This window comes from Cyanobium usitatum str. Tous (genome assembly GCF_003011885.1).
In the GTDB taxonomy this organism is placed as follows: domain Bacteria; phylum Cyanobacteriota; class Cyanobacteriia; order PCC-6307; family Cyanobiaceae; genus Cyanobium_A; species Cyanobium_A usitatum.
Genome location: NZ_PXXO01000001.1, coordinates 168,112 through 188,944 on the forward strand (window position 1 = coordinate 168,112; position 20,833 = coordinate 188,944).

Sequence of the window (20,833 nt, forward strand, 5' to 3'; positions counted from 1 at the left end):
CTTAGGGCCAGGGCGTGAAGGTGGCGGGCTGGTATTTGACGATGCCGATCCGCCAGCGCCGCTGGGCCAGTTGCTTCAGGCTGGCTAGCAACTCTTCAGTTGTGCCACCGGCGATCCAGTCGGCCTTGATCAATGGCAACCGCTCGCTCATCACTTCGAGCGGCATCTCCAACAGCAACAGGCTGTCTTCAGCAGCGGCCCGCCGCAGGGCACCCTCGTCACTGCGCTGCCACAGCCTCAGCAGCAGCTCCAGGGCAAGGGTGCGGCCTGCTTCGCCGGGTTCGCCGCCGCTGGCTTCCCTCTGGGACTTGCCGGTTAGGGGCAGGGCACGCTTGCCATCGAGTTCGACTAGGGCCAGGGCCACCAGGTATGGAGCGTCTGCCACGGAAATCTCTGTGAGTCGCCACACCATGGCGAGGGGCGCGGATTCAGTGTGGAAACTGACACGCATTAGGTCTTCTGTTGCCGTTGGCAGATGGGGCTGCCCCACAGGCATTTGCCGGGACTAAATTTTCAGCCGTTCGCTCACAACCCCTTTCCAGGGAGCCAGCGCCATGTCGAGCATTGTTGACCAGTTGGTGACCTATCGCTCAGCTCTGGCGGAGGCCACGGAGCGGGGAGATCAGGCCGTTGCCCGCAAGATCGAGCAGCAGATCAAGGAGCTGCAGGATTTTCAGGTGCGCCATCCGGAGGAAACCGAGGCTCCAACACCGTTTGAGGTGTTCTGTGACCTCAACCCATCGGATGTCAATTGCCTCGTCTACGACGATTGAGCCCTGGCTCAGTTGTTCGTTTTTGTAGATCTAACGGTTAGGTAGACATCACGTCCACACTTTTAAGGGCAGTGCCAAGCAGCCTCGTGAATAGGTCCAGCTGCTCCTGACTGCCCATCACAACAAGCATCTGGCCCGGGGCCAGGCGAGTGTCGCTACCGGGATTTGCCAGCAACTCCGGCCGCTGTTGGGAGTACTGGGAGCCCCGGTACTGCCTCTGCACATCGTTGGCTGCAGGCTGGGGCGGCACGATCGCCAGCACTAGGGCACCAGAGCGCGAGCCGAGCTGGAGCTCAGCCAGGGATGCCCCATTGAGGCTGCCCAGGTCGGCTGGGTCGCTACTCAGCAGAAATTCCTCCACCTCGCAACCAGAGCCAGCCAAAAGATCCATGAAGGTCACCGCCAGGGGGCGTAGGGCGGTGGCGGCCATGGTGCGCCCCCCACTGACGTACGGGCTCACCACTTGATCGGCGCCGGCCAGGCGCAGCTTGCGTTCCGCTTCTTCACTGTCGGAACGGGCTATGAGCCGGCAGTTGGGCGCCATCCCCCGGGCGCTCAGCACCACGTAGAGGTTGGATGCGTTGTTGGGCAGTGCCGCCACCAGGGCACGGCAGCGGTGGATGCCGGCATCCAGCAGGGTTTCGTCGAGGGTTGCGTCGGCCATCAGCACGGCTAGCCCCCGTTCTTCGGCGGCCTCGCGGCGCTCCGCATCCATCTCCACCACCAGCAGGGGAACGTTTTCCCTGGCGAGTTGTTCGGCGATTTCACGGCCGATGCGGCCATAGCCGCAAAGGATCACATGGTTATGCATGGTGGATAGCCAACTGCGGAATCGGCGCTCGCGCAGGCGCCGGAAGTACCCGGATTCAGACAGACCCAGCACCGCTTGGATACTGATCTGCACCACCACCAGTCCGCCAAGTATCAGCAGGGTGGTGACGACACGCCCGCTGGCGCTAAGGGTCTGGGTGTCCCCATCACTGAACCCCAGGGTGCTGAGCGTGATCAGCACCATCCAGTAGCAATCCCCCCAGTCCCAACCCTCACTGAGGTGGTAGCCGATGGCGCCAGCATTCACCAGCATTGCCAGCGACAGGGGAGCTCGCCAGGATTTGCGCGCTCGCCGAGAGGGTGGTCGTCTGGGGACTATTGACCGGAAGGGCTTAGGCATGGGACCTGGACCCGGTGCTCCAGATCACGAATCCCAGATTATCGGCTGCAATTAGTTACGGCCTGTGGGCTGATCCCGAACATTTGTAGGGGTTGTCGACAGTTGGCCTGCCAGCTCCGTTAACCCTTAAAGGTTCTTTCCGCAGGGGTCGCCTGGATGGGCGCGTCTTCGGTGATTGGTGACATGACAACTGGTTTGGCTGAGCAGCCGCCCCTACAGCTGTTTAAGGAGAGTGGTCAGCGGGAGGTGTTCTGCGGACTCACCTCGATTGTCTGGCTGCACCGGCGCATGCCGGATGCCTTTTTTCTAGTGGTGGGCTCCCGCACCTGCGCCCACCTAGTTCAGAGCGCCGCCGGCGTGATGATCTTTGCTGAACCCCGCTTCGGCACTGCGATTCTGGGGGAGCGTGATCTGGCCGGCTTGGCCGATGCCAATGATGAGCTCGACCGGTTGGTGAAGGATCTGCTGGAGCGGCGCCCCGAAATCCGCACCTTGTTTCTGGTGGGCTCCTGCCCCAGCGAGGTGATCAAGCTGGATCTGGCTAAGGCTGCCGAGCGGCTCAATACCCAGCTAGCCGGCCGGGTGATGGTGCTGAACTACAGCGGCAGCGGCATCGAAACCACCTTCACCCAGGGGGAGGACCAAGCGCTGCTGGCGATGGTTCCCCTGATGCCCAGCAGCGAGGTGGATCAGCTGTTGATCGTCGGCACCTTGGCCGATGCGGTGGAAGACCGGCTGGTGCAGCTTTTTGGTCGCCTGGGTATTCCGGTGGTCACGAGCCTGCCGCCGCGGCGCTCCACCGAGCTGCCCCCGATTGGTCCCGGCACCCGGGTGCTGCTGGCCCAGCCCTTCCTCTCGGCCACGGCAAGGGCCCTGGTGAGCCGCGGCGGCCAGCTGCTTACGGCTCCCTATCCCTTTGGGGTGGAGGGCAGTCGGGCCTGGATGGCGGCGGGCGCCGCTGCCTTCGGGGTGGCCCCAGCCCTGGTGGCCGAGGTGCTCGATCCGCTGGTGGAGCGGGGCCAGCGTGCAATCGCTCCCCACCGGGAGCTGCTGGCCGGTAAGCGGCTTTTTCTGCTGCCCGATTCCCAGCTTGAGCTCTCCTTGGCGAGGTTCCTGCAGCGCGAGTGCGGCATGGAGCTGGTGGAGGTGGGCACGCCCTACCTCGATCGCCAGCTGCTCGATGCGGAGCTGGCCCTGTTGCCACCTGGCACCCGTATTACCGAGGGGCAAGACGTGGAACGCCAGCTGGAGCGGGTCCGCGCTGAGCGGCCAGATCTTGTGGTGTGTGGCCTCGGCCTGGCCAATCCCCTGGAGGCCGAGGGCATCGCCACCAAGTGGTCGATTGAGCTGGTATTCAGCCCCATCCACGGTTGCGACCAGGCCGGCGATCTGGCCGAATTGTTTGCCCGCTCCCTGCGCCGCCGCGCCGCACTCTCCTTTTCCTGACCACCCGTCCCCGTCCCATTAATCAGTCATGGAACTCACCCTCTGGACCTACGAAGGCCCCCCCCACGTGGGTGCCATGCGCATAGCCGCCTCGATGGAGGGGGTGCACTACGTGCTGCACGCCCCCCAGGGCGACACCTATGCCGATCTGCTGTTCACGATGATTGAACGGCGGGACAGGCGCCCGCCAGTTACCTACACCACCTTTCAGGCCCGCGACCTGGGTGGCGACACCGCCGAGCTGGTGAAGAGTTCGATCGCTGCAGCCGTGGAGCGCTTCCAGCCCGAGGCGCTGCTGGTGGGCGAGAGCTGCACGGCCGAACTTATCCAGGACCAACCTGGCTCCCTGGCGGCGACCATGGACCTGGGCGGTATCCCGGTGGTGAGCCTGGAACTGCCGGCCTACTCCAAGAAGGAAAACTGGGGTGGCGCTGAAACCCTCTATCAACTGGTGCGAGGCCTGCTCAAGGCCCAGGTGCCGCCGCCCGGTGAGCCCAAGCCCGATCCGACTCGCTGGCGTGCCGAGGGCCGGCGGCCCCGGGTGAATCTGCTGGGACCAAGCCTGCTGGGTTTCCGCTGTCGCGACGATGTGCGCGAGATAAGCCAGTTGCTGGCTGGCTACGGCATTGATGTGGCGGTGGTGGCGCCCCTGGGGGCCCGTCCGGCCGACCTCATGCGGATCCCCACGGCTGATGCCAATGTGAGCCTTTATCCCGAGCTGGCGGGCCCGGTATGCAGCTGGCTGGAGCGCAGCTTCGGCATGCAGATGGTGAAGACAGTGCCGATCGGTATCGGCGCTACGGCCGCCTTTTTGCGGGAGCTGCACGGGGTGCTGGGTTTGGAGCTGCCCGCTGAGCTTGAAACCGCAGCCGACGGCACCTGCGCCGCTGAACGGCGCTCGCGGCTGCCTTGGTATTCGCGCTCGGTGGATTCCACCTACCTCACCGGTAAGCGGGTATTCATTTTTGGCGATGCCACCCACGCCATCGCTGCAGCCCGCATCGCCAGCCGCGAGCTGGGCTTCAAGGTGGTTGGCCTGGGGAGCTACAGCCGCGAGCAGGCAAGGGAGGTGCGGGCGGCCGCCCAGGAGCTCGGGCTGGAGGCGTTGATCTCAGACGACTACCTAGCCGTGGAGGCGGCGATGGCGGAGGCGGCTCCGGAGCTGGTGCTGGGCACCCAGATGGAGCGCCACAGCGCCAAGCGCCTCGGCATCCCCTGTGCCGTGATCAGCTCACCGCTGCATGTTCAGGATGTGCCAGCGCGCACCTCGCCCCAGATGGGCTGGGAGGGGGCAAACGTGATCTTCGACAGCTGGGTGCATCCGCTGATGATGGGTCTTGAGGAGCACCTGATCGGCATGTTCCGCCACGATTTTGAATTCGTGGATGGACACCTCAGCCACCTAGAGGGTGCCAGTGCCCCCGCCAAGCACCCCACGGCCACGGCCACTGCTACTGCCCCTGCGCCAGCCAGCATTCCCGGCGATGGGGTGATCGTTTGGAGCCCGGATGGTGAAGCTGAGCTGGCCAAGATCCCCTTCTTTGTGCGGGGCAAGGTGCGTAAAAACACGGAGGCCTACGCCCGCGAGCAGGGCCTAGCTCTGATCGACAGTGAAGCCCTTTATGAGGCCAAGGCCCATTTCGCTCCATGATGGGTTGGATGGCAATAGCAGGCCCGCGCTGCGGGGGTGACCCTGACGCTCCTTCACTGATTCCAAAAGCCCAGGGCTAAGTCTTACGATCCTTAATTATTTAGCTAAGAGTTTCAGTTCCGATCTTTCCTGTTTCCCCAACTTCAATGACCACAACACTCAATCCTCCAGCCACTTCCAAGCCCGATGGCGAGGGCAGCGTGCAGGTACACCTTGATCCCACCATGGCTATAGAGGAGGGTGCCTTGGTGCTGGCGGTTTATGGCAAAGGTGGGATCGGTAAATCCACTACCTCTTCCAACCTTTCGGCGGCCTTCTCGAAGCTGGGCAAGCGGGTGCTGCAGATCGGTTGCGATCCCAAGCACGACAGCACTTTCACCCTCACCAAGAGGATGGTGCCCACCGTGATCGATATTCTCGAAACGGTTGATTTTCATACTGAAGAATTGCGGCCCGAAGACTTTGTGTTTGAGGGTTACAACGGCGTGATGTGTGTGGAATCTGGTGGTCCACCGGCGGGTACTGGTTGCGGTGGCTACGTCACAGGTCAGACGGTGAAATTGCTCAAGGAGCACCATCTGCTCGAAGAAACCGATGTGGTGATCTTTGATGTGTTGGGAGATGTGGTGTGTGGTGGCTTTGCTGCACCGCTTCAGCACGCCCACTACTGCCTGATCGTTACTGCCAATGATTTCGATTCGATCTTCGCGATGAATCGGATCATGCAGGCCATCAATGCCAAGGCCAAGAATTACAAGGTGCGTCTCGGTGGTGTGATCGCCAACCGCTCTGAGGAGACAGACGAAATCGACAAGTTCAATGCCCGTACGGGACTGCGCACCATGGCCCATTTCAAGACCGTGGACGCGATTCGTAAATCCCGCCTCAAGAAGTGCACCATCTTCGAGATGGAAAGCACACCGGAAGTTGATGCTGTTCAGCAGGAATATTTGAACCTGGCCCAGCGGATGCTCGACGACGTCGAGCCCTTGGAGGCCGAATCCCTCAAGGATCGCGAGATCTTCGACCTGCTCGGCTTCGATTGATGGATTGGGGATCTACCCCACGCCAGCAGAGCTACGGCCAGCTGCTGATCTCCTGTCTGTTGGTGCTGATCACCTTCACCCTGCCCCAACCCTGGAATCATCGGCTCTCCTCGCTGGGCTACATGCTCATGGCTCTTGTGATGATCAGGGGCCTGGGTAATCCCACCGGCAGCCTGCAGTTCGGCACACTGCCGCGGCGCTTGTTCAAGGGGCTGGGAGTTGCGGCCATTGCCGTTGGTCTGCTCTGGTATCTCACCCCGCTGGAGCTGCGCAGCACCGGCATTCCGGTGATTGCCCTCTGGGCCTTATTTAGCGGTTGGAGTGCCATTCGCCTGATCAGGGGCCTGGCCCAGGAGCGGCGCGTCTCGGATGTGGTTTTGCGTGGAGCGCTGGCTGGCTACCTGATGTTGGGGCTAGCGGCCGGCTTGCTCTGTTGTGCCCTGGAGACCATCGATCCGGCCAGCTTCAGCAATGTGAACCTGTCGGCGCAGGATCTGGCCCAGGGCAGCTCGGTGTGGGGCCTCAATTTTGTGCGACTCAACTATTTCGCCTTTGTCAGCCTTACCACCATGGGCTATGGCGATGTGACCCCCCAGACCCCCCAGGCCCAGATGGTGAGCGTGGCCATCGCCACCGCAGGCACCTTCTACGTGGCTGCGGTGATGGGGGTGCTGATCAGCCGCCTTACGGTGCAGGAAAGCCAGCAGCCTTAGGGTTGCCCCGCTCCCAGCCCTTGATGATGCGATACATCACGGGAACAACAAACAGGCCCAGGAAGGTAGACACCAGCAACCCAAAGAACACCACCGTGCCGATGCTCACCCTGCCGCCTGAGCCGAAGCCATTGGCGAAGAGTAGGGGTATGCCTCCTGCAAGGGCGGCGAGGGCGGTGAGCAGGATCGGCCGCAGGCGGGCGATCGCCGCTCCGCTGATCGCCGTGTCCAGGTCGAGGCCTTCGGCCATGCGCTGGTTGGCGAATTCCACTATCAGGATGGCGTTCTTGGCGGTAAGGCTCACCAGCATCAGCAGGCCCATCTGGCCGTACACGTCCAGCGGCAGGCCCCGCAGCATGAGGCCGCCGACCGCTCCCAACATGGCCAGAGGCACTGTCACCAGAATGATGAAGGGGTCGGCGAAGTTTTCGTAGAGGGCTGCTAGCACCAGCACCATCACCAGGATTGCCAAGGCAAACACCCGAATGTTGCCGCCACCGGCGCGCGATTCTTCCCGAGCCAGGCCGGCCCATTCCAATTCGGTGCCGCCGCCGACCTGCCGCTGCACTTCCATCAGGCTGGCCATGGCTTGGCCACTGCTCACGCCAGGGCGGGGCAGGGCCCGGATGCTGATCGAACGCACTAGCCGGGTGTGGTTGATTGTGGTTGGGCCAGTGTTTTGTTCGATCCGCACCAATTGGGCTAGGGAGATCAGCTGGCCGTCGCGGGTTTTCACCTGCAGAGCGAGCACGTCATCGGCGCTGCGGCGCGAGGCGCCGTCAAGTTGCACGATTACCTTGCGCACCTGGTCGCTTTCAAAGCTGTCATTGACGTAGTCACTGCCGAAGCTGGCTCCGAGGGTGTCGACCACGGTGCTGAGATCCACCCCAAGGGAGGCCATCTGCAGCCGATCTGGCACCAGCTGCACCAGGGGGGCACCGGCGGTGAAGCGGGTTGAAACCCGTTCAAAGAGATTGGTGGCTTGGGCGGCGCGGATGAAGGCTTGGGCTTGCTGCTCGAAGTCAGGCAGGGTGAGTTGACCGTTGCTGTTGTCCAGCAGTTCAAGCTCGAGCCCCCCTTCTGAACTGAACCCCCGCACGGAGGGGGCCTCGCTTAACTGCACCACTGCACCGGTGATGCGACGGCGCAACTTGCTCTTGAGGCGCTCCCCCACGGCTCGAGTAGATGCTTCGGAGCTGCGGCGCTGCTCGATTGGCGCCAGGCGCAGGAAGAAGTTGCCCTTGTTGGGGCTGCTATCGCCAAAGGAGCGCCCCGCATAGAAATTGGCGCGGGTGATCAGGGGTTCTTCAGCCACCACCTGGCGCACCTGGTCAAGCACCCGTTGGGTCTGCTGCAGCCCCAGGCCATCGGCGAGGATGACAACCCCCCGCAGCTGACCGTTGTCTTCCTGGGGGATGAAGGCTTTGGGCAGGGCTTGCAGGGCGAATCCTGTGATCAGTAGGCCGGCCAGCAGTAGGGACACCACCAGGCGCCGTCGCTCCATAGTCCAGGCCAGCCAGCGCCCGTAGGGCACCTCCAGCCCCTCGAGCCAGCGCCGCGGCGGGTCGATCCAACGCAGCAACCAGGCCGGTTCGCGTTGCTGGGGTTTTAGTAGTCGGCTGCCGGCCACCGGCGTGAAGCTCAGGGCATTGAGGGTGGAGAAGGCAATGGCGCCGCTGATCGTGATTGCGATCGGGGCGTACAGCCGGCCCAAGCTGCCTCCCAGGCTGAGCACCGGGATGAACACCACCACCAGGGCTATGGAGGTGGACACCACGGCCCCGCCGAGCTCGGCCATGGCTTCGCGGGCGGCCTGCAGGGGTGGCTTGCCAGCCTCCAGGCGGCGGCCAATGTCCTCGCTCACCACGATGGCGTCGTCCACCACCAGCCCAGAGGCCAGCACCAAGCCAAACAGGGTGAGGGTGTTCAGCGATTGGCCGGCAAGCTTCAGCAGGCTCAACGAGCCGATCAAGGCCACTGGCACTGCGGCAGCTGTGATCAGGGCCAGGCGGCTGTTGCCAAGGCCAAAAAGAAGCACCAAGAACACCAGCAACACCGCATCGCGCAGGCTGTCGAGGGTGCCCTGGATGCTGCCGCGCACAAAGTCGGCCTCATCAACAATCAGCTGCTGATCGACCCCCGGCGGAAATTGGGGTGCGAGCTCATCTAGGGCTGCATTCACCGCTTTACTCACGGTGATGGCGTTGCTGCCGTCGCGCTGGTAGATCACTACGGCTACCGCTGGCCTGCCCTGCAGGTTGGTGGCGATCGTGTCGTAGCTCTCGCTGCCCAGGCTCACCCGGCCCACATCCCGCAGCAGGGTGACGCCGCCATTAGCGCTGCGGGCCACCACCAGCTGTTCAAATTCCGCCGGACTGCGCAGGCGCCCCTCCATGCGCAGCGGCAGGGTGAGCTCCTGGCCGCTGGGGCTGGGGGCTTCGCCCGTTTGGCCCAAGGCAGCCAGCACGTTTTGCTGCTGCAGGGCCGCGCGCACCTCGGCGATGGTGAGGCCGCGCTCCTCGAGTTGGGCCGGGTTGAGCCAGAGCCTGAAGGCCAGGCTGTTGCCACCTGAAAGGGTGACGTTGCCCACTCCAGGCACCCGCTGCAGTCGCTCTTTCACCACCTGATCGAGCCAACCGCTCAAAAAGGTTTCGCCATAGAGCTTGGGATCAGCACTGAAGCTCAGCACCATCAGCAGGTCGTCGGAGCTGCGCCGCACCTGCACCCCGAAGCGCGCTACCGGTGCCGGCAGCTGGCGGGTTATCACCGCCACTTCGTTCTGGGTGTTGATCTGGTTGAGCTCGGGGTCGCCGCCCTCGAATCCCAGGGTGATGGAGCTGCCGTTGGCGGAGCTGGTGGAGCGGATGCTGTCGAGCCGCTCAAGGCCATTTAGCTGTTGCTCCAGCAGGGCGGTGACCCCCTGCTCCACCACCTCTGGGCCGGCGCCTGGGTAGGTGGCCCGCACCGTGACTCGGCCGGGAGCAATCGGTGGCAGGTTTTCCACCTGCAGCAGCGGTAAACACACCAGCCCTATCAACAGCACCAGCAGGCTCACCACCAGGGTGAGCACGGGCCGGCGCAGAAAGGGATCTGAGATCGATTTCATGGGAGCCTTTGCGTTGCGCTGCTCGGGCTGGGATGAATGATCAGCCGAGATCGCGCTTCAGCACAACGCATAGATAGTCAGGGGCTTTATAGCGACTAGGCAGGCAGATATGCAGTTGCTCCAAACGGCTCCAGCAGACGGTGCGTTGAATGGCGGCTACGGTTTTTCCTTCCTTTAGGAGCAGCCTCAGGGCCTTGCAATAAAGCGAATAATTGGCTTCGAGTTCCCCGATGGTGAGTCCCTGACTGCTGCTCATCGCACGGGTGGGCGTCCAAGAGTTGCAAAGACGCACTTATTACCCTACGGCTTCAGGTGGCGCCGAGATCAGGTTGAGCCGCCGGCAGAGCCGCGGCAGGGTGAGGCCTTGGGCTAGCAGGTTGATCAGCACTACAACGAACACGATGCTTTGGGCGTTGTGGGCTAGGGCAACGACGGAGCCTGGGTCGACACCGCGTAGCTGACTGATCTGATCGACCGCGCTGTAAGAGAGGGCCAAAGGCACTGCCCCCCTTAGGCCACACCAAGACACCAACACGCTGTCCTTCCAGCGGAAGGGAGAGAGGGGTTGAAACACCAAAACGCTTATTGGCCGCACCACCAGCATCAACACCGCCGCGGTTATCAAGCCAACAGGCAGGGCGGGAAGCAGGCTGCTTGGATTCACTAGTAGACCAAATATTAAAAAGATACAAATCTCGGCCATGGTATTGAAGGGCAGCAGCACCTCCTGAATCGATTCATGGTTGATATCGGCTTGGCGGTAGATCATGTTGGTCATCATCACTCCAGTGATGTACACCGAAATCAATCCGGACCCGCCTAGAAAGTAGCTGCAGCCATAGTCTACAAAGGCGATAGACATGGCCACAATCAGTAGCTGGGATCTGTCGTGGGCCAGCTCATTGATCACGAATTTGGCCACATAGCCAAACAGTGCCCCTATGACTAGGCCGCCGCCTACCTGTTGCACGAAGCTGCGCAGGCCGTTGAGCATCACCCCAACAGGTGCTGCTTGCTCGAGGCTGGCGCCGGCGCTGGAGGTGCTGAACAGCCCCACGATCAAGCCGAATAGCAGCAGGGCCGTTGGGTCATTGACCGAGGATTCGAATTCGAGCAGGTGCTTGAGCCGTTCTGGCACCAGGTGCCGCACCGAACTCAGCACGTTGATGGTGGCTCCGGCATCGGTGGAGCCCAGGCAGGCGGCAATCAGCAGGGCAGCCCCCAGGGGCATGGCGTCGCTGAGTCCTGGCGCTAGTTGGTTTCCACCAGCGGAAGAAAGCAGCCAGATCAGGGCGGCCAGCAGACCCGTGGCAATCGCCACCCCCCCTACCGCCAGGGCCAGGCCATACTCCAAAAAACCTCGGATAGTTTTGATATCCGTTTTCAGCCCCGCATAAAAAAGCAGCAGGGCCAGGGCGAATACATGCAGGCTTTCGGCCTGTTCATGGGTGACGTTGAGGCTTTGGATGTTGATCGCTAGGCCCAGCAGCAGCACCCCGAGAATCGCCGGGATCCCGATCTGGACCGAGAACCGGCTGATCGCCAACGTGCCTAAAAACAGCAGGCCGATGAACAGCAGCTGGCCCTCCAAGGGCACCCCACTAAGACCGGGTGCCTGAGCAAAGAGGGGTGCGATCACGGCCGGACTGGGTCGTCGTGACTCGATCCGAGGCTCGCGGCCTGGGCTGCGCTGAGGCGGCCGGCTCCCTGCAGCACAGCGGTGATCTGGGCGATGTCCAGCACTGAATGGCAGCTGTAGCCCGCCGCTGCTAGCCGCTCCCGGGCGCGGCGGTCATGGTCGCCGCCATGGTCGATGAACACCACCACGTCCTGCACCGTCAGGCCAGAGCTCTCCAGCTTGCCGATGCCCTCCAGGACGCTGCCGCCTGTGATCAAGATGTCGTCAACCACCACCACTCGGTCGCCCTCCTCAAAGTCGCCCTCGATCAGGCGCCGGGCGCCATGGGCCTTCACCTCCTTGCGGGGATAGATCAGGGGCTTGTGCAGTTGCAGCGAGAGCCCAGTGGCGGTGGGCAGGGAGCCGTAGGGGATGCCGGCGATGCGGTCAAATTCGAGGCCCTGCAGCTTGCCGGCATAGGCGTGGAGCACTCGGTGGAACAGGTTTGGGTCGGAGATGATCTGGCGCAGATCGACGTAGTAGTTGAAGACCGCACCCGAGGCTTGTACGTAATCGCCGAATAGCAGGCAGCCGATGTCGAATAGATCAACAATCAGGCTCTCGAGCGGGTCGGCGCTTGGTTGCTTCTCAGGTAGCCACAGGGCACAGGTATCCGGGTTGCCCTTGTCGTGATTTTCCAACCACTGTTGCCGCTTGGCCGTGATCTGCTGTTTGAGCGCCTCGGCTCGGCTAGCCATGTCGTCTTCTACCAGCAGGTTTTGAGGTAGGGGCAGCAGCAGCCCATCGGCGGCGGCCCCCAGGCCGGCCTGCAGCATGGCGTCGAGCTTTTCCTCTTCCCCCCAGAGGCTGCGCAGGATCAAGAAGCGCTCCGGTGCTGCGGCCCGCACCCGCGCCAGGATTTGCGGATCACTGGTTCCCACCTCCAGCAAAAGCTGGTCGGGGGTGGCCCACAGCTGGGTCTCGCGCACAATCTGCAGGTATAGGGGTGTCTCCTCATTTGGGTAGTGCTGGATCTGGCGCGCCGCCTGGTTTGAGCTGTGGCAGGTCATCACCACGGCCTTGTCTGGATAGAGCAGGAAGGGGGCTGCGATGTCCTGGCCCGCCAGGGGGGAGAGGGTCACCGCATCGGCGCCCAGATCTTTGAACAGGTAGTGGGCCAGGGCCGAGGAGGAGTTGAGATCGCCGTGTTTGGCGTCGATGATCAGGGGGAGATCGCGGGGCACCAGGTCCCGCACCTCCAGCAGCAGCTCCAGTCCCACCGGCCCAAGGGCCTGATAAAAACCAAGGCTGGGCTTGTAGGCGCAGACATGGGGCGCTGTGGCCTCGATCACCGCCTTGATCCAGTGGCGGGCCTGGCTGAGGAAGGAGCGGCCCGCCAGGCCCCGCCGCGCTGCCCAGCTCTGCAGCATCTCCGGGTTTGGATCAAGCCCGGTCACCAGCAGCGACTGGCGGTCGGCGATGGCGTCGGTGAGTTTGACGAAGAAGCCCATCGCCCGCAGGCTGTTAGGGCTCGTTGTTAAGCCAGCCGTTGGCCTGTCCGCCGGCTGGTGACACAGCTCTTTGCAATCAGCCGCACCATCAACCCTTCCTCATCGGCGGCCACCCGCAGCCAGCGCAGCCCCGGCAACCAGGCCAGGGCCTGCTCCAGTTCGGTGGCGAGGGCGTCGTCGTGTTCGCCGATGCCGCCGCTGAGGGCAATGGCCTCCACTCCACCGAGGCTGGCTGCCATGGCCCCAATCCCTTGCAGTAGCCGGTGGCGGAACACCGCGATTGCCAGCTGGGCGCCGCGGTGCCCCTCGCCAGCCTGGAGGCGCAGCTCCCGCATGTCTCCGCTGAGCTCGGATAGCCCCAGCAGGCCGCTCTGGCGGTTAAGGGCCGTATCCAGTTCGGAGACGCCAATTCCCTGGCGCATTAGGTGCAGCAGCAGCCCTGGATCGACGCTGCCGCTGCGGCTGGCCATCACCAGTCCCTCGAGCGGCGTGAAGCCCATCGTGGTGTCGACGCTGCGCGGCTGGCCCTGGGGATCGATTTCGATCGCGCAGAGGGAGCAGCCGGCGCCGAGCTGGCAGCTGATCAGGCGGCGGATGTCTGGATCTCGGGCCGCGACCGTTTCGCCCACGTGCTGGTGGTTGAGGCCGTGGAAGCCAAAGCGGCGCAGGCCCTGCTGGCGCCAGCTTGCTGGGATGGCGTAGGTGGAGGCGGCTTCGCTGAGGCTGGCGTGGAAGGCGGTGTCGAAGCAGGCCCACTGTTGGATGGCGCTGCCCTGCAGCTGGCTCTCCAGCTGGCCCTGCAGCCAGTTGATTGCCTCCAGCGCTGGGCCGTTGTGCAGCGGGGCCAGGGGCACCAGATTTTCCAGCTCCGCCAGCACCTGCGGGCTCAGCAGGGTGGGAGCGCTGAAGTGGGCACCACCGTGCACGATCCGGTGAATTACAAGCTGGGGTAGGGGCTCAAGGGCAGCGAGCAGGGGGGAGAGCCACTGCTCCAGCAGTTCAGCCAGTTGCTGGCCGCCCGCATCGGCTTGGGAAAGCCCCCAACTGCGCTGCTCTTGCCAGAGCCGTCGGCCGCTCGTATCGCAGAGGGCCAGCTTGACGCTGGAGCTGCCCGTGTTCACCACCAGGGCGTGGGTCATGCGATCGGGTGCAGGCCTGTCTTGGCCATAGCGTTGCAAGTCTTGCCTTAACACTGCCGGCAGCAGCTCGGATTCTCAGGGCTGCAACAATCGCCAGGGCAGGGTTTCTCCAGCATGGAAGGGCACCAGTTCGACGGCGGTGCCGGCCGCATCATTGAGGTGGAGCCGGCTGGGCACCTCCAGGGGCTGCCGCTCCAGGGTGATCGTGGCCTCGTTGAGCGGTAGCCCGTAAAACCGGGGCCCAAACTCCGAGGCGAAGGCCTCCAGCCTCTCCAGGGCATTCTCCTGCTCAAACACCGCCGCGTAGCTCTCCAACGCAAATGGGGCATTGAAAATGCCAGCGCAGCCGCAGGCCGCTTCCTTGGCAGTGCGGGCGTGGGGTGCGGAATCGGTGCCCAGGAAGAACTTCGGGTTGCCGGAGGTGGCGGCGCCCCGCAGGGCGATGCGGTGCAATTCCCGCTTGGCCACAGGCAGGCAGTAGAAGTCGGGCCGCAGGCCGCCGGCAAACATGGCGTTGCGGTTGATGTGCAGGTGGTGGGGCGTGATCGTGGCCGCCAGGTTGGCCGGGCCGCTGCGCACAAAATCAACCGCATCACTGGTGGTGATGTGCTCAAGCACCACCTTCAGGCCGGGGTGGCGCCCCAGTAGGGGTTCCAGGTGGCGCTCGATAAATACCGCCTCCCGATCAAAAATGTCGATATCGGCGCTGGTTACTTCGCCGTGGATCAGCAGGGGCATGCCGATGCGCTCCAGGGTCTCAAAGACGGGCGTGATCGCCTCGATTGAGCTGACGCCAGCGGCCGAATTGGTGGTGGCATGGGCCGGGTAGAGCTTGCAGGCCACCCAGGCCCCCTGGCGGAAGCCCCGTTCGATTTCGGCGGGATCGATGGCATCGGTGAGGTACGCCGTCAGCAGTGGTTCGAAGCGACTGCCGTCGGGCAAGGCTTCGCGGATGCGGCGGCGATAGGCCTCGGCTGCCGCCGCCGTGGTTACCGGCGGGCTCAGATTTGGCATCACGATCGCCCGGGCGAACTGGCGGGCCGTAGCCAGGGCGACGGCCTGGAGCATGGAGCCATCGCGCAGATGCACATGCCAGTCATCGGGTTGACGCAGGCTCAGCTGCTGGCTTGGCATGGCGCGGGATCGGTTGGGGGTGGAACTGGTAAGGATTCGTGTCTGGACGGCTTTGTTGCCGCGGGCACACAGCCTTCTGTTTAGCGTTGTATTGAGCTCGCCGCCGGGCTTCCTTCCGAACTTTCCCAGCATGACCGTTGCCCCCAAGCCCACGATCGGAGAATTGGAAGCTGGTTATTCCGGCTGCTGCAAGGCCCTGCGGCTACTGATCCGGGAAGGGCGCAGCTTGGAGGCGATCAAGCGCACCGTGGCCTGGGACCGACTCAGCCTGCTCCACTCCTGCCTACCCACCCGCTACAAGGCACCCGACTATCTCTACGCCCTGCTCAAACGGGAGGTGACCGAAGCGGTGTGAATCCTTAGCGGTGTGCATCCTTCGGGCTTGTCCATTTGACGCTTCCCGTCTAGAGCGGGAGGAATGGCATCCAGCCGCTGCTCCACCAGCGGCCCTTTTTATGGCCCATCACCAAATTTTGATTGTCGGCGGCGGCGCCGCCGGCATCACCGCCGCCGCCCAGCTGAAACGGGCCCGTCCGGCCCTTGCGGTGACGATTCTCGAGCCCTCCAGCGATCACTACTACCAACCGGGCTGGACCCTGGTGGGTGCAGGTGTGTTCAGCCTTGAGGAGACTCGCCGCGCTGAGGCCGATCTCATCCCAGCGGGGGTGACCTGGATCCGCGATGCGGTGGCTGGTTTCGATCCGGATCGCAACCTGGTTAGCACGGCCAGCGGCCAGAGCCTCAGCTACGACGTGCTGGTGGTGGCCACCGGCCTGCAGCTCTGCTGGGACAAGATCAAGGGTCTGCCAGAGGCCCTTGGACAGGGCGGGGTGTGCAGCAACTACAGCCAGCACCACGCCGCCTACACCTGGGACACGCTCCAGGCCTTCAAGGGCGGCCAGGGGGAGGCCGGCAACGCCGTGTTTACTTGTGCGCCGATGCCGATCAAGTGTCCGGGGGCGCCCCAGAAGATCGCCTATCTGGCCGCCGATGTTGTTGCCAAGAAGCGACTGGCGGCAAAGGTGATCTATGCCACCGCCACGCCAGGCATCTTCGGGGTGCCCGTATATGCCGCACCGCTGCGGGAGGTGGTGAAGCGCAAGGGTATTGATGCCCGCTACAACCACGTGCTTTCGGAGGTGCGCCCCCAGAGCCGGGAGGCGGTGTTCAAGGTGACTGAGGGCGAAACCAGCCGCGAAGAAGTGATCGGTTACGGGATGCTGCACGTGACGCCGCCGATGGCTGCCCCCCAGGTGGTGGCGGATAGCCCGCTGGCAGCGGCGAGCGGCTTCGTCGAGGTCGACAAGTTCAGCCTGCAGCACACCCGCTACGCCAACGTATTTTCGCTCGGCGATGTAAGTGGCATGCCGAACTCCAAGACGGCCGCGGCGGTGCGCGGCCAGGCGCCGGTGCTGGTGGCCAACCTGCTTGCCCTGCTTGATGGCCAGCCCTTAGCGGCGGCCTACGACGGTTACAGCTGCTGCCCCCTGATCACCGGCTATGGCAAGGCGATCATGGCTGAGTTCAACTATGAGCAGCAGCCGGTCCCCTCCTTCCCGCTCGACCCCACTAAGGAGCGCTGGAGCATGTGGTGGATCAAGCGCAAGCTGTTGCCGGGGCTTTATTGGAATCGCATGCTCACCGGTGCCCAGCATGAGCGGCGGTTTATCCCCGGACTGAAGGGCTAGCCGTGTAGGCGCCGCCCTTCACGCAACATCTCTGAGGGGCGAATGCCGTAGGTGTTGTGGAAGTCGCGGCTGAAGGCGGAGAGGTTGCTAAAGCCCAATTTTGAGGAGATGCCGGCCACGCTGTCGCTCGGCGAGGGGTTGAGCAGGTGCTGACGGGCCAGGCCAAGGCGCTGGCGGCGGACCCATTGGATTGGTCCGCAACCGAAGCGTTGGCGGAAGGCGAGCTGCAGGTTGCGCCTCGAATAGCCGCTGCGCTGCTCCAGCTGCGTGAGGTTGATTGGTGATTGCAGATTGGCTCCAATCCACTCCAGCAATTCTTCGAAGATCAGCTCCCTGGAGAGCCCCTCGCCATGCCCGCTACCCCGCTGCTCGAGTTGGGGGCAAAGGGCTAGGGCCAGGATGCGATAAATGAGGTCGTCGAGCTGCAGCACCTCCAGATCGCCACGGGCTTGCAGCTCCGGCGCATCCAGCAGGGCAAAGGCTCGACGCATGGTGAGCAGCAATTTGGCCTGCCGCTCCTCGGTCGTTGAGAGCACTTGGGGACGCTGCAGATCAGGGGCAAAGCGTCGACCGGAGAGCCCCATGCCGCCGATGGCAGCGGCCGTGTCCTGCAATCGCTGTAGATCTACGTGCAGCACTAGTCCGTTGTAGTGCCCACTTGCGTAGGTGTAAGAGAAGCCTGGGTTGAAATAAAGGGGGGCTTCAGCGTGAATTTGGAAGGTGTTCCCGTCCACTCCGTAGGAAGATTCCCCCTGATAGCAGATGTTGATTGCGCCTACGCCGGGGTTATCACCGATGCAGCCATGGATAGGGCTTGTATATCCACAGGTGAGGGTGAGGTCTCCCGCTACGGCAGTGCTGGCCCGGTGCCGAAACGGGTTGAGCAAGGGGTTGCGAGGGGCAAAATCCTGGAGAGGAAAGTGCTGGGCCAGCTTGGTCGCGAGGGCCTGGGGATCTAAATCCACCACCGCTTGCTGGTCGTGGAACACCAGGGGGAACTGGGAGACAGGATCCAAGCCAGACCAAAATCGTTGCCCACACCCTATGGAAAGACGGCTGCAGCGCCAGTAGCCGGGAAGCGGTATTAATGCTTAGTGATTTAGGGCTCAGCCCTGCTCCGGGAGATTGAGCAGGATGTTCTTGCTTTCCTTGAGATCGTTCCAGATGCGGCGGATTTCGTCGTAGGCCTGCTCCTGACTCATCTTGCCATTGCTTTGCAGGCCCACCACTAGCCCGACCCTCTCGGCAAATGATTCGAGGTTTTGGTGGAACATCAAACGCTCGGGAGTCCAATCGGAGCCCCGGTAGGCGGAATGGGGTTCAAAAGGCGAGCTAATGCCGTTGGCTATGCCTTGCGGATCGGATGGGGTGGGCCTGGGCCCCGCACTGGACATTGAGATCTTCCAACCCTGGCCAACTTAGAAGAATTGGATTAAGGGGCGTTGAAGGGCGCTTCGGTGTCGTCAGGAGCACCGGCGGTATCAGGTCGGCGGCCGCAACATGCCAAACCATCAGATCTGCGCTCTCATGGATCAGTCCACGGGTAGTAGGTGGCTACAGGTTGTGATGTGTCTGCTGATCCAGGCCAGCATCATTGCCGGTGGCCAACTCTTGATCCGCTGGCAGGCTCCTGAACTGACCCCAACGTGCTGCGCCCCACCCCTGGTGCTCTGAATTCCCACCTCCTGGAGGAGCGGCCGGCCAATTTGCCAGCCCACCTCTACGTCTCTGGCGGGCGGCACCGCAGTTGTTTCAGTGCCGTGTTGTTTGAGCCAGACGGCCCCCGGCTGATATTCCTGCACGATCCTGCTGAACTTTTGCCTCTGCAGGCGCTCGGCTATCCCATCTGGCTGAGGGTGATGGGCCTGGGGGATCCAGGGGCAGTTGAGGCCATGCTCGACGTAGTCCAGGTGCCTCGCATGTTGCTGCCTCCCCTACTGGAGGTACCCCAGCGCTCACGGGTCGACGGGCTAGGGGAAGCCGTGATTGTGGTGCTGCACCGGCTCAGCTTTGCCCGTGATCCATTTCACCTGCTCAGCTCCCAGGTGGGTCTGCTGCTGCTGCCCAATCTGCTGGTCACCTTTGAGGAGGCGCCGGCGGGGGAGTCGTTTCCGGAGCTCACCGCTTGGCTGGAATCCAGGGTGGGTGAGGTGGAACATCGCGACCTTGATGACATTCTCCACTTCCTGGTGGATGAGTTGCTCGATGCCCTCTTCCCCATGCTTGAGCAGATCGCCAATCGCCTCGACGATCTGGAAGAAGCTGCCTTGCGGGACCCCAAGCCGAAGTTATTGGCCCGGGCTTTTGTGTATCGCAGCAACCTGCGCACGATTCGCAACCAGGTGTGGCCCCTGCGCCACCAGATCCGGGTGCTGCTGCGCCAAAGGCAGCAGCTACTAGGCCCCGAAGCCCTGGTTGGCTTTCAGGAGATGGCAGATCTGGTGGAGTTGCTGTTTGAAAACTGTGAGTTGTTGCGACACCAATGTGATGCCATCACCCAGGCCTATGCGGCCAGTGTGGGCAACAGGATGAACCAGGTGATGAAAACCCTCACCATCCTCACCAGCATCTTCGCGCCGCTCACCTTCATCGCCGGTATCTACGGCATGAACTTCGAGAATATGCCGGAGCTGCGTTGGCATCTGGGCTATCTCTACTGCATTGTTTTGATGGCGATCGTGTCGGTGATCCAGACCTACTGGCTGTGGCGCCGTGGTTGGTTTGCGGATTGGACGGCACCGCGCTGAAGCCACAACCTGGCCTTAACCCCCATAAGCCCTCCGATCACCCAGAGTTCTATTGCCGTTGTGATCGTTATGCGCCCTACCTTGCGCTTTGCCTGGCTTGCCCCGATGGTGTCCCTCCTGCCGGCGGGCGCGCTGGCAGCACCGGAGCCGATCCTCATCGGCGGTTCGAGCACGGTGTTCCCGGTGATGCAGGCGGCGATCGCGGCCTATCAGAAGGGCGGCGCCAATCGCCACGTGCGCTTTGAGCTCAAGGAAACCGGCACCTCGGCGGGATTTAGGCAGTTCTGCAGCGGTAAGTTGCCCGTGGCCAACGCCTCGCGTCCGATCAATGCCAAGGAGCTCAAGGCCTGCGCGGCCAAGGGGGTGACTTTCCTGGAGCTGCCGATTGGCTTTGATGCGATCACTGTGGTGGTGAACCCCGTCAACACCTGGGCTTCCAGCATCACCACCCGGGAGCTCGCGCGTATCTGGAGTGCGCGGGCGGCTGGATCGGTAAAAACCTGGAGTCAGGTCAACCTCGATTGGCCCAATCGGCCGATTCGACTGTGTGGCCCTGGTAAGGACTCTGGTACTTATGATTATTTCAATAAGGCCATAAATGGTGATGAAGACAATTCGAGGTCGGATTACTTTTCCAGTGAAAACGATAATGAACTAGTTGCCTGCGTTGCCAAGAATCCTGATGCCTTGGGCTATTTTGGATTTTCCTACTACCAAGCCAACGCCAAGCGTTTGAAGGCCCTCAGCATTGTTGGGTCAAAAGGTGCTGTGCTTCCTTCGCTGGCGACGGTCCAAAAGGAAGCCTATGTTCCTCTGTCCAGGCCCCTGTTTATTTACGTAAACGACAAGGCCTTGCGGCAACGCCCGGAGCTGCAGAAATTTGTGAACTACACCATCAAAAATGGTCTCACTCTGGTGAAACAGGCTGGGTCTGTGCCCATCTCCTCCAGTACCTATAGGTTGGTGGAAAGTAAGTTGCATCAAAAAGTGAGCGGCACGGCTTTCGGTGGCGATATCCCCGTAGGACTCACCACCAGCCAGGCCCTGCAGCGCAGTCTCGACAGCATCAAGAAACCGGAATTCCGCTGAG

19 protein-coding genes are annotated in these 20,833 nt (G+C 62.7%); 9 read left to right on the forward strand and 10 right to left on the reverse strand.

The genetic code is table 11. The annotated features are described in order from the left end of the window. Position 1 precedes the first annotated feature (1 nt). On the reverse strand, positions 2 to 451 hold the full coding sequence (locus C7K55_RS00885; protein ID WP_338152854.1) for a hypothetical protein: 450 nt from the start codon (positions 449 to 451) through the stop codon (positions 2 to 4). A 103-nt stretch (positions 452 to 554) separates the two neighbouring features. On the opposite strand from C7K55_RS00885, the gene C7K55_RS00890 reads away from it, so the two are divergent. Beyond that, on the forward strand, positions 555 to 773 hold the full coding sequence (locus C7K55_RS00890) for a CP12 domain-containing protein (RefSeq protein WP_106501514.1): 219 nt from the start codon (positions 555 to 557) through the stop codon (positions 771 to 773). Between the two features lie 37 nt (positions 774 to 810). Here C7K55_RS00890 and C7K55_RS00895 read toward each other — a convergent pair whose 3' ends face one another. Next, complete coding sequence (locus C7K55_RS00895) at positions 811 to 1,944, reverse strand: potassium channel family protein (RefSeq protein ID WP_106501515.1); 1,134 nt, start codon at positions 1,942 to 1,944, stop codon at positions 811 to 813. Between the two features lie 183 nt (positions 1,945 to 2,127). Between C7K55_RS00895 and C7K55_RS00900 the strand changes: the two genes are divergently transcribed. The 4 genes from C7K55_RS00900 (at position 2,128) to C7K55_RS00915 (ending at position 6,800) form a co-directional block, all read left to right on the forward strand. Continuing rightward, the gene (locus C7K55_RS00900) at positions 2,128 to 3,390 is read left to right on the forward strand and encodes a ferredoxin:protochlorophyllide reductase (ATP-dependent) subunit N (RefSeq protein ID WP_106501516.1); all 1,263 of its coding nucleotides are present in this window, start codon (positions 2,128 to 2,130) and stop codon (positions 3,388 to 3,390) included. A 28-nt stretch (positions 3,391 to 3,418) separates the two neighbouring features. Beyond that, positions 3,419 to 5,041 carry a ferredoxin:protochlorophyllide reductase (ATP-dependent) subunit B gene (locus C7K55_RS00905; protein ID WP_106501517.1) on the forward strand — a complete coding sequence of 541 codons (1,623 nt, stop codon included), beginning with the start codon at positions 3,419 to 3,421 and terminating at the stop codon, positions 5,039 to 5,041. 146 nt (positions 5,042 to 5,187) lie between these two features. Beyond that, entirely contained in the window at positions 5,188 to 6,087 is a 900-nt protein-coding gene (bchL, locus tag C7K55_RS00910) for a ferredoxin:protochlorophyllide reductase (ATP-dependent) iron-sulfur ATP-binding protein (protein ID WP_106501518.1), read from the forward strand. Then, complete coding sequence (locus tag C7K55_RS00915; protein WP_106501519.1) at positions 6,087 to 6,800, forward strand: potassium channel family protein; 714 nt, start codon at positions 6,087 to 6,089, stop codon at positions 6,798 to 6,800. Before bchL ends, C7K55_RS00915 begins: the two co-directional genes overlap by 1 nt. Here the strand turns inward: C7K55_RS00915 and C7K55_RS00920 are convergent. The 6 genes from C7K55_RS00920 to pyrC all read right to left on the reverse strand — a co-directional run bounded on the left by C7K55_RS00920 (position 6,772) and on the right by pyrC (position 15,308). Beyond that, entirely contained in the window at positions 6,772 to 9,906 is a 3,135-nt protein-coding gene (locus C7K55_RS00920; protein ID WP_106501520.1) for an efflux RND transporter permease subunit, read from the reverse strand. The genes C7K55_RS00915 and C7K55_RS00920 overlap by 29 nt on opposite strands. Positions 9,907 to 9,946: 40 nt before the next feature. Beyond that, positions 9,947 to 10,162 (reverse strand): DUF3136 domain-containing protein, encoded by a 216-nt coding sequence (locus tag C7K55_RS00925; RefSeq protein WP_094561403.1) that lies wholly within the window; start codon positions 10,160 to 10,162, stop codon positions 9,947 to 9,949. Positions 10,163 to 10,201: 39 nt separating this feature from the next. Then, complete coding sequence (locus C7K55_RS00930) at positions 10,202 to 11,545, reverse strand: cation:proton antiporter domain-containing protein (protein ID WP_106501521.1); 1,344 nt, start codon at positions 11,543 to 11,545, stop codon at positions 10,202 to 10,204. Further along, positions 11,542 to 13,035: a bifunctional orotidine-5'-phosphate decarboxylase/orotate phosphoribosyltransferase gene (locus C7K55_RS00935; protein WP_106501522.1), complete on the reverse strand. Its 1,494-nt coding sequence runs from the start codon at positions 13,033 to 13,035 to the stop codon at positions 11,542 to 11,544. Before C7K55_RS00935 ends, C7K55_RS00930 begins: the two co-directional genes overlap by 4 nt. 26 nt (positions 13,036 to 13,061) lie before the next feature. Beyond that, a complete protein-coding gene (locus tag C7K55_RS00940) occupies positions 13,062 to 14,174 on the reverse strand; it encodes an acetate/propionate family kinase (RefSeq protein WP_106501523.1) in 1,113 nt (370 codons plus the stop codon). A gap of 75 nt (positions 14,175 to 14,249) precedes the next feature. Then, positions 14,250 to 15,308: a dihydroorotase gene (gene pyrC, locus C7K55_RS00945; RefSeq protein ID WP_106501524.1), complete on the reverse strand. Its 1,059-nt coding sequence runs from the start codon at positions 15,306 to 15,308 to the stop codon at positions 14,250 to 14,252. Positions 15,309 to 15,438: 130 nt separating this feature from the next. Here pyrC and C7K55_RS00950 point away from each other — a divergent pair, with 130 nt between their 5' ends. Continuing rightward, positions 15,439 to 15,663 (forward strand): DUF3136 domain-containing protein, encoded by a 225-nt coding sequence (locus tag C7K55_RS00950; protein ID WP_106501525.1) that lies wholly within the window; start codon positions 15,439 to 15,441, stop codon positions 15,661 to 15,663. 100 nt (positions 15,664 to 15,763) lie between these two features. Further along, positions 15,764 to 16,996, forward strand: coding sequence for an NAD(P)/FAD-dependent oxidoreductase (locus C7K55_RS00955; RefSeq protein ID WP_106501526.1), 1,233 nt, complete (start codon positions 15,764 to 15,766; stop codon positions 16,994 to 16,996). On the opposite strand, the gene C7K55_RS00960 is transcribed toward C7K55_RS00955, so the two are convergent. Beyond that, positions 16,993 to 18,012, reverse strand: a complete 1,020-nt coding sequence (locus C7K55_RS00960; RefSeq protein WP_106501527.1) for a helix-turn-helix transcriptional regulator — start codon at positions 18,010 to 18,012, stop codon at positions 16,993 to 16,995. The genes C7K55_RS00955 and C7K55_RS00960 overlap by 4 nt on opposite strands. Positions 18,013 to 18,102: 90 nt before the next feature. Beyond that, entirely contained in the window at positions 18,103 to 18,390 is a 288-nt protein-coding gene (locus C7K55_RS00965; RefSeq protein WP_241518074.1) for a DUF7219 family protein, read from the reverse strand. Between the two features lie 252 nt (positions 18,391 to 18,642). On the opposite strand from C7K55_RS00965, the gene C7K55_RS00970 reads away from it, so the two are divergent. Together C7K55_RS00970 and C7K55_RS00975 are read left to right on the forward strand one after the other, a co-directional pair. Next, complete coding sequence (locus tag C7K55_RS00970) at positions 18,643 to 19,743, forward strand: CorA family divalent cation transporter (RefSeq protein WP_241518075.1); 1,101 nt, start codon at positions 18,643 to 18,645, stop codon at positions 19,741 to 19,743. A 69-nt stretch (positions 19,744 to 19,812) separates the two neighbouring features. Next, positions 19,813 to 20,832 carry a PstS family phosphate ABC transporter substrate-binding protein gene (locus tag C7K55_RS00975; RefSeq protein WP_117434954.1) on the forward strand — a complete coding sequence of 340 codons (1,020 nt, stop codon included), beginning with the start codon at positions 19,813 to 19,815 and terminating at the stop codon, positions 20,830 to 20,832. The last annotated feature ends 1 nt before the right edge of the window (position 20,833 follow it).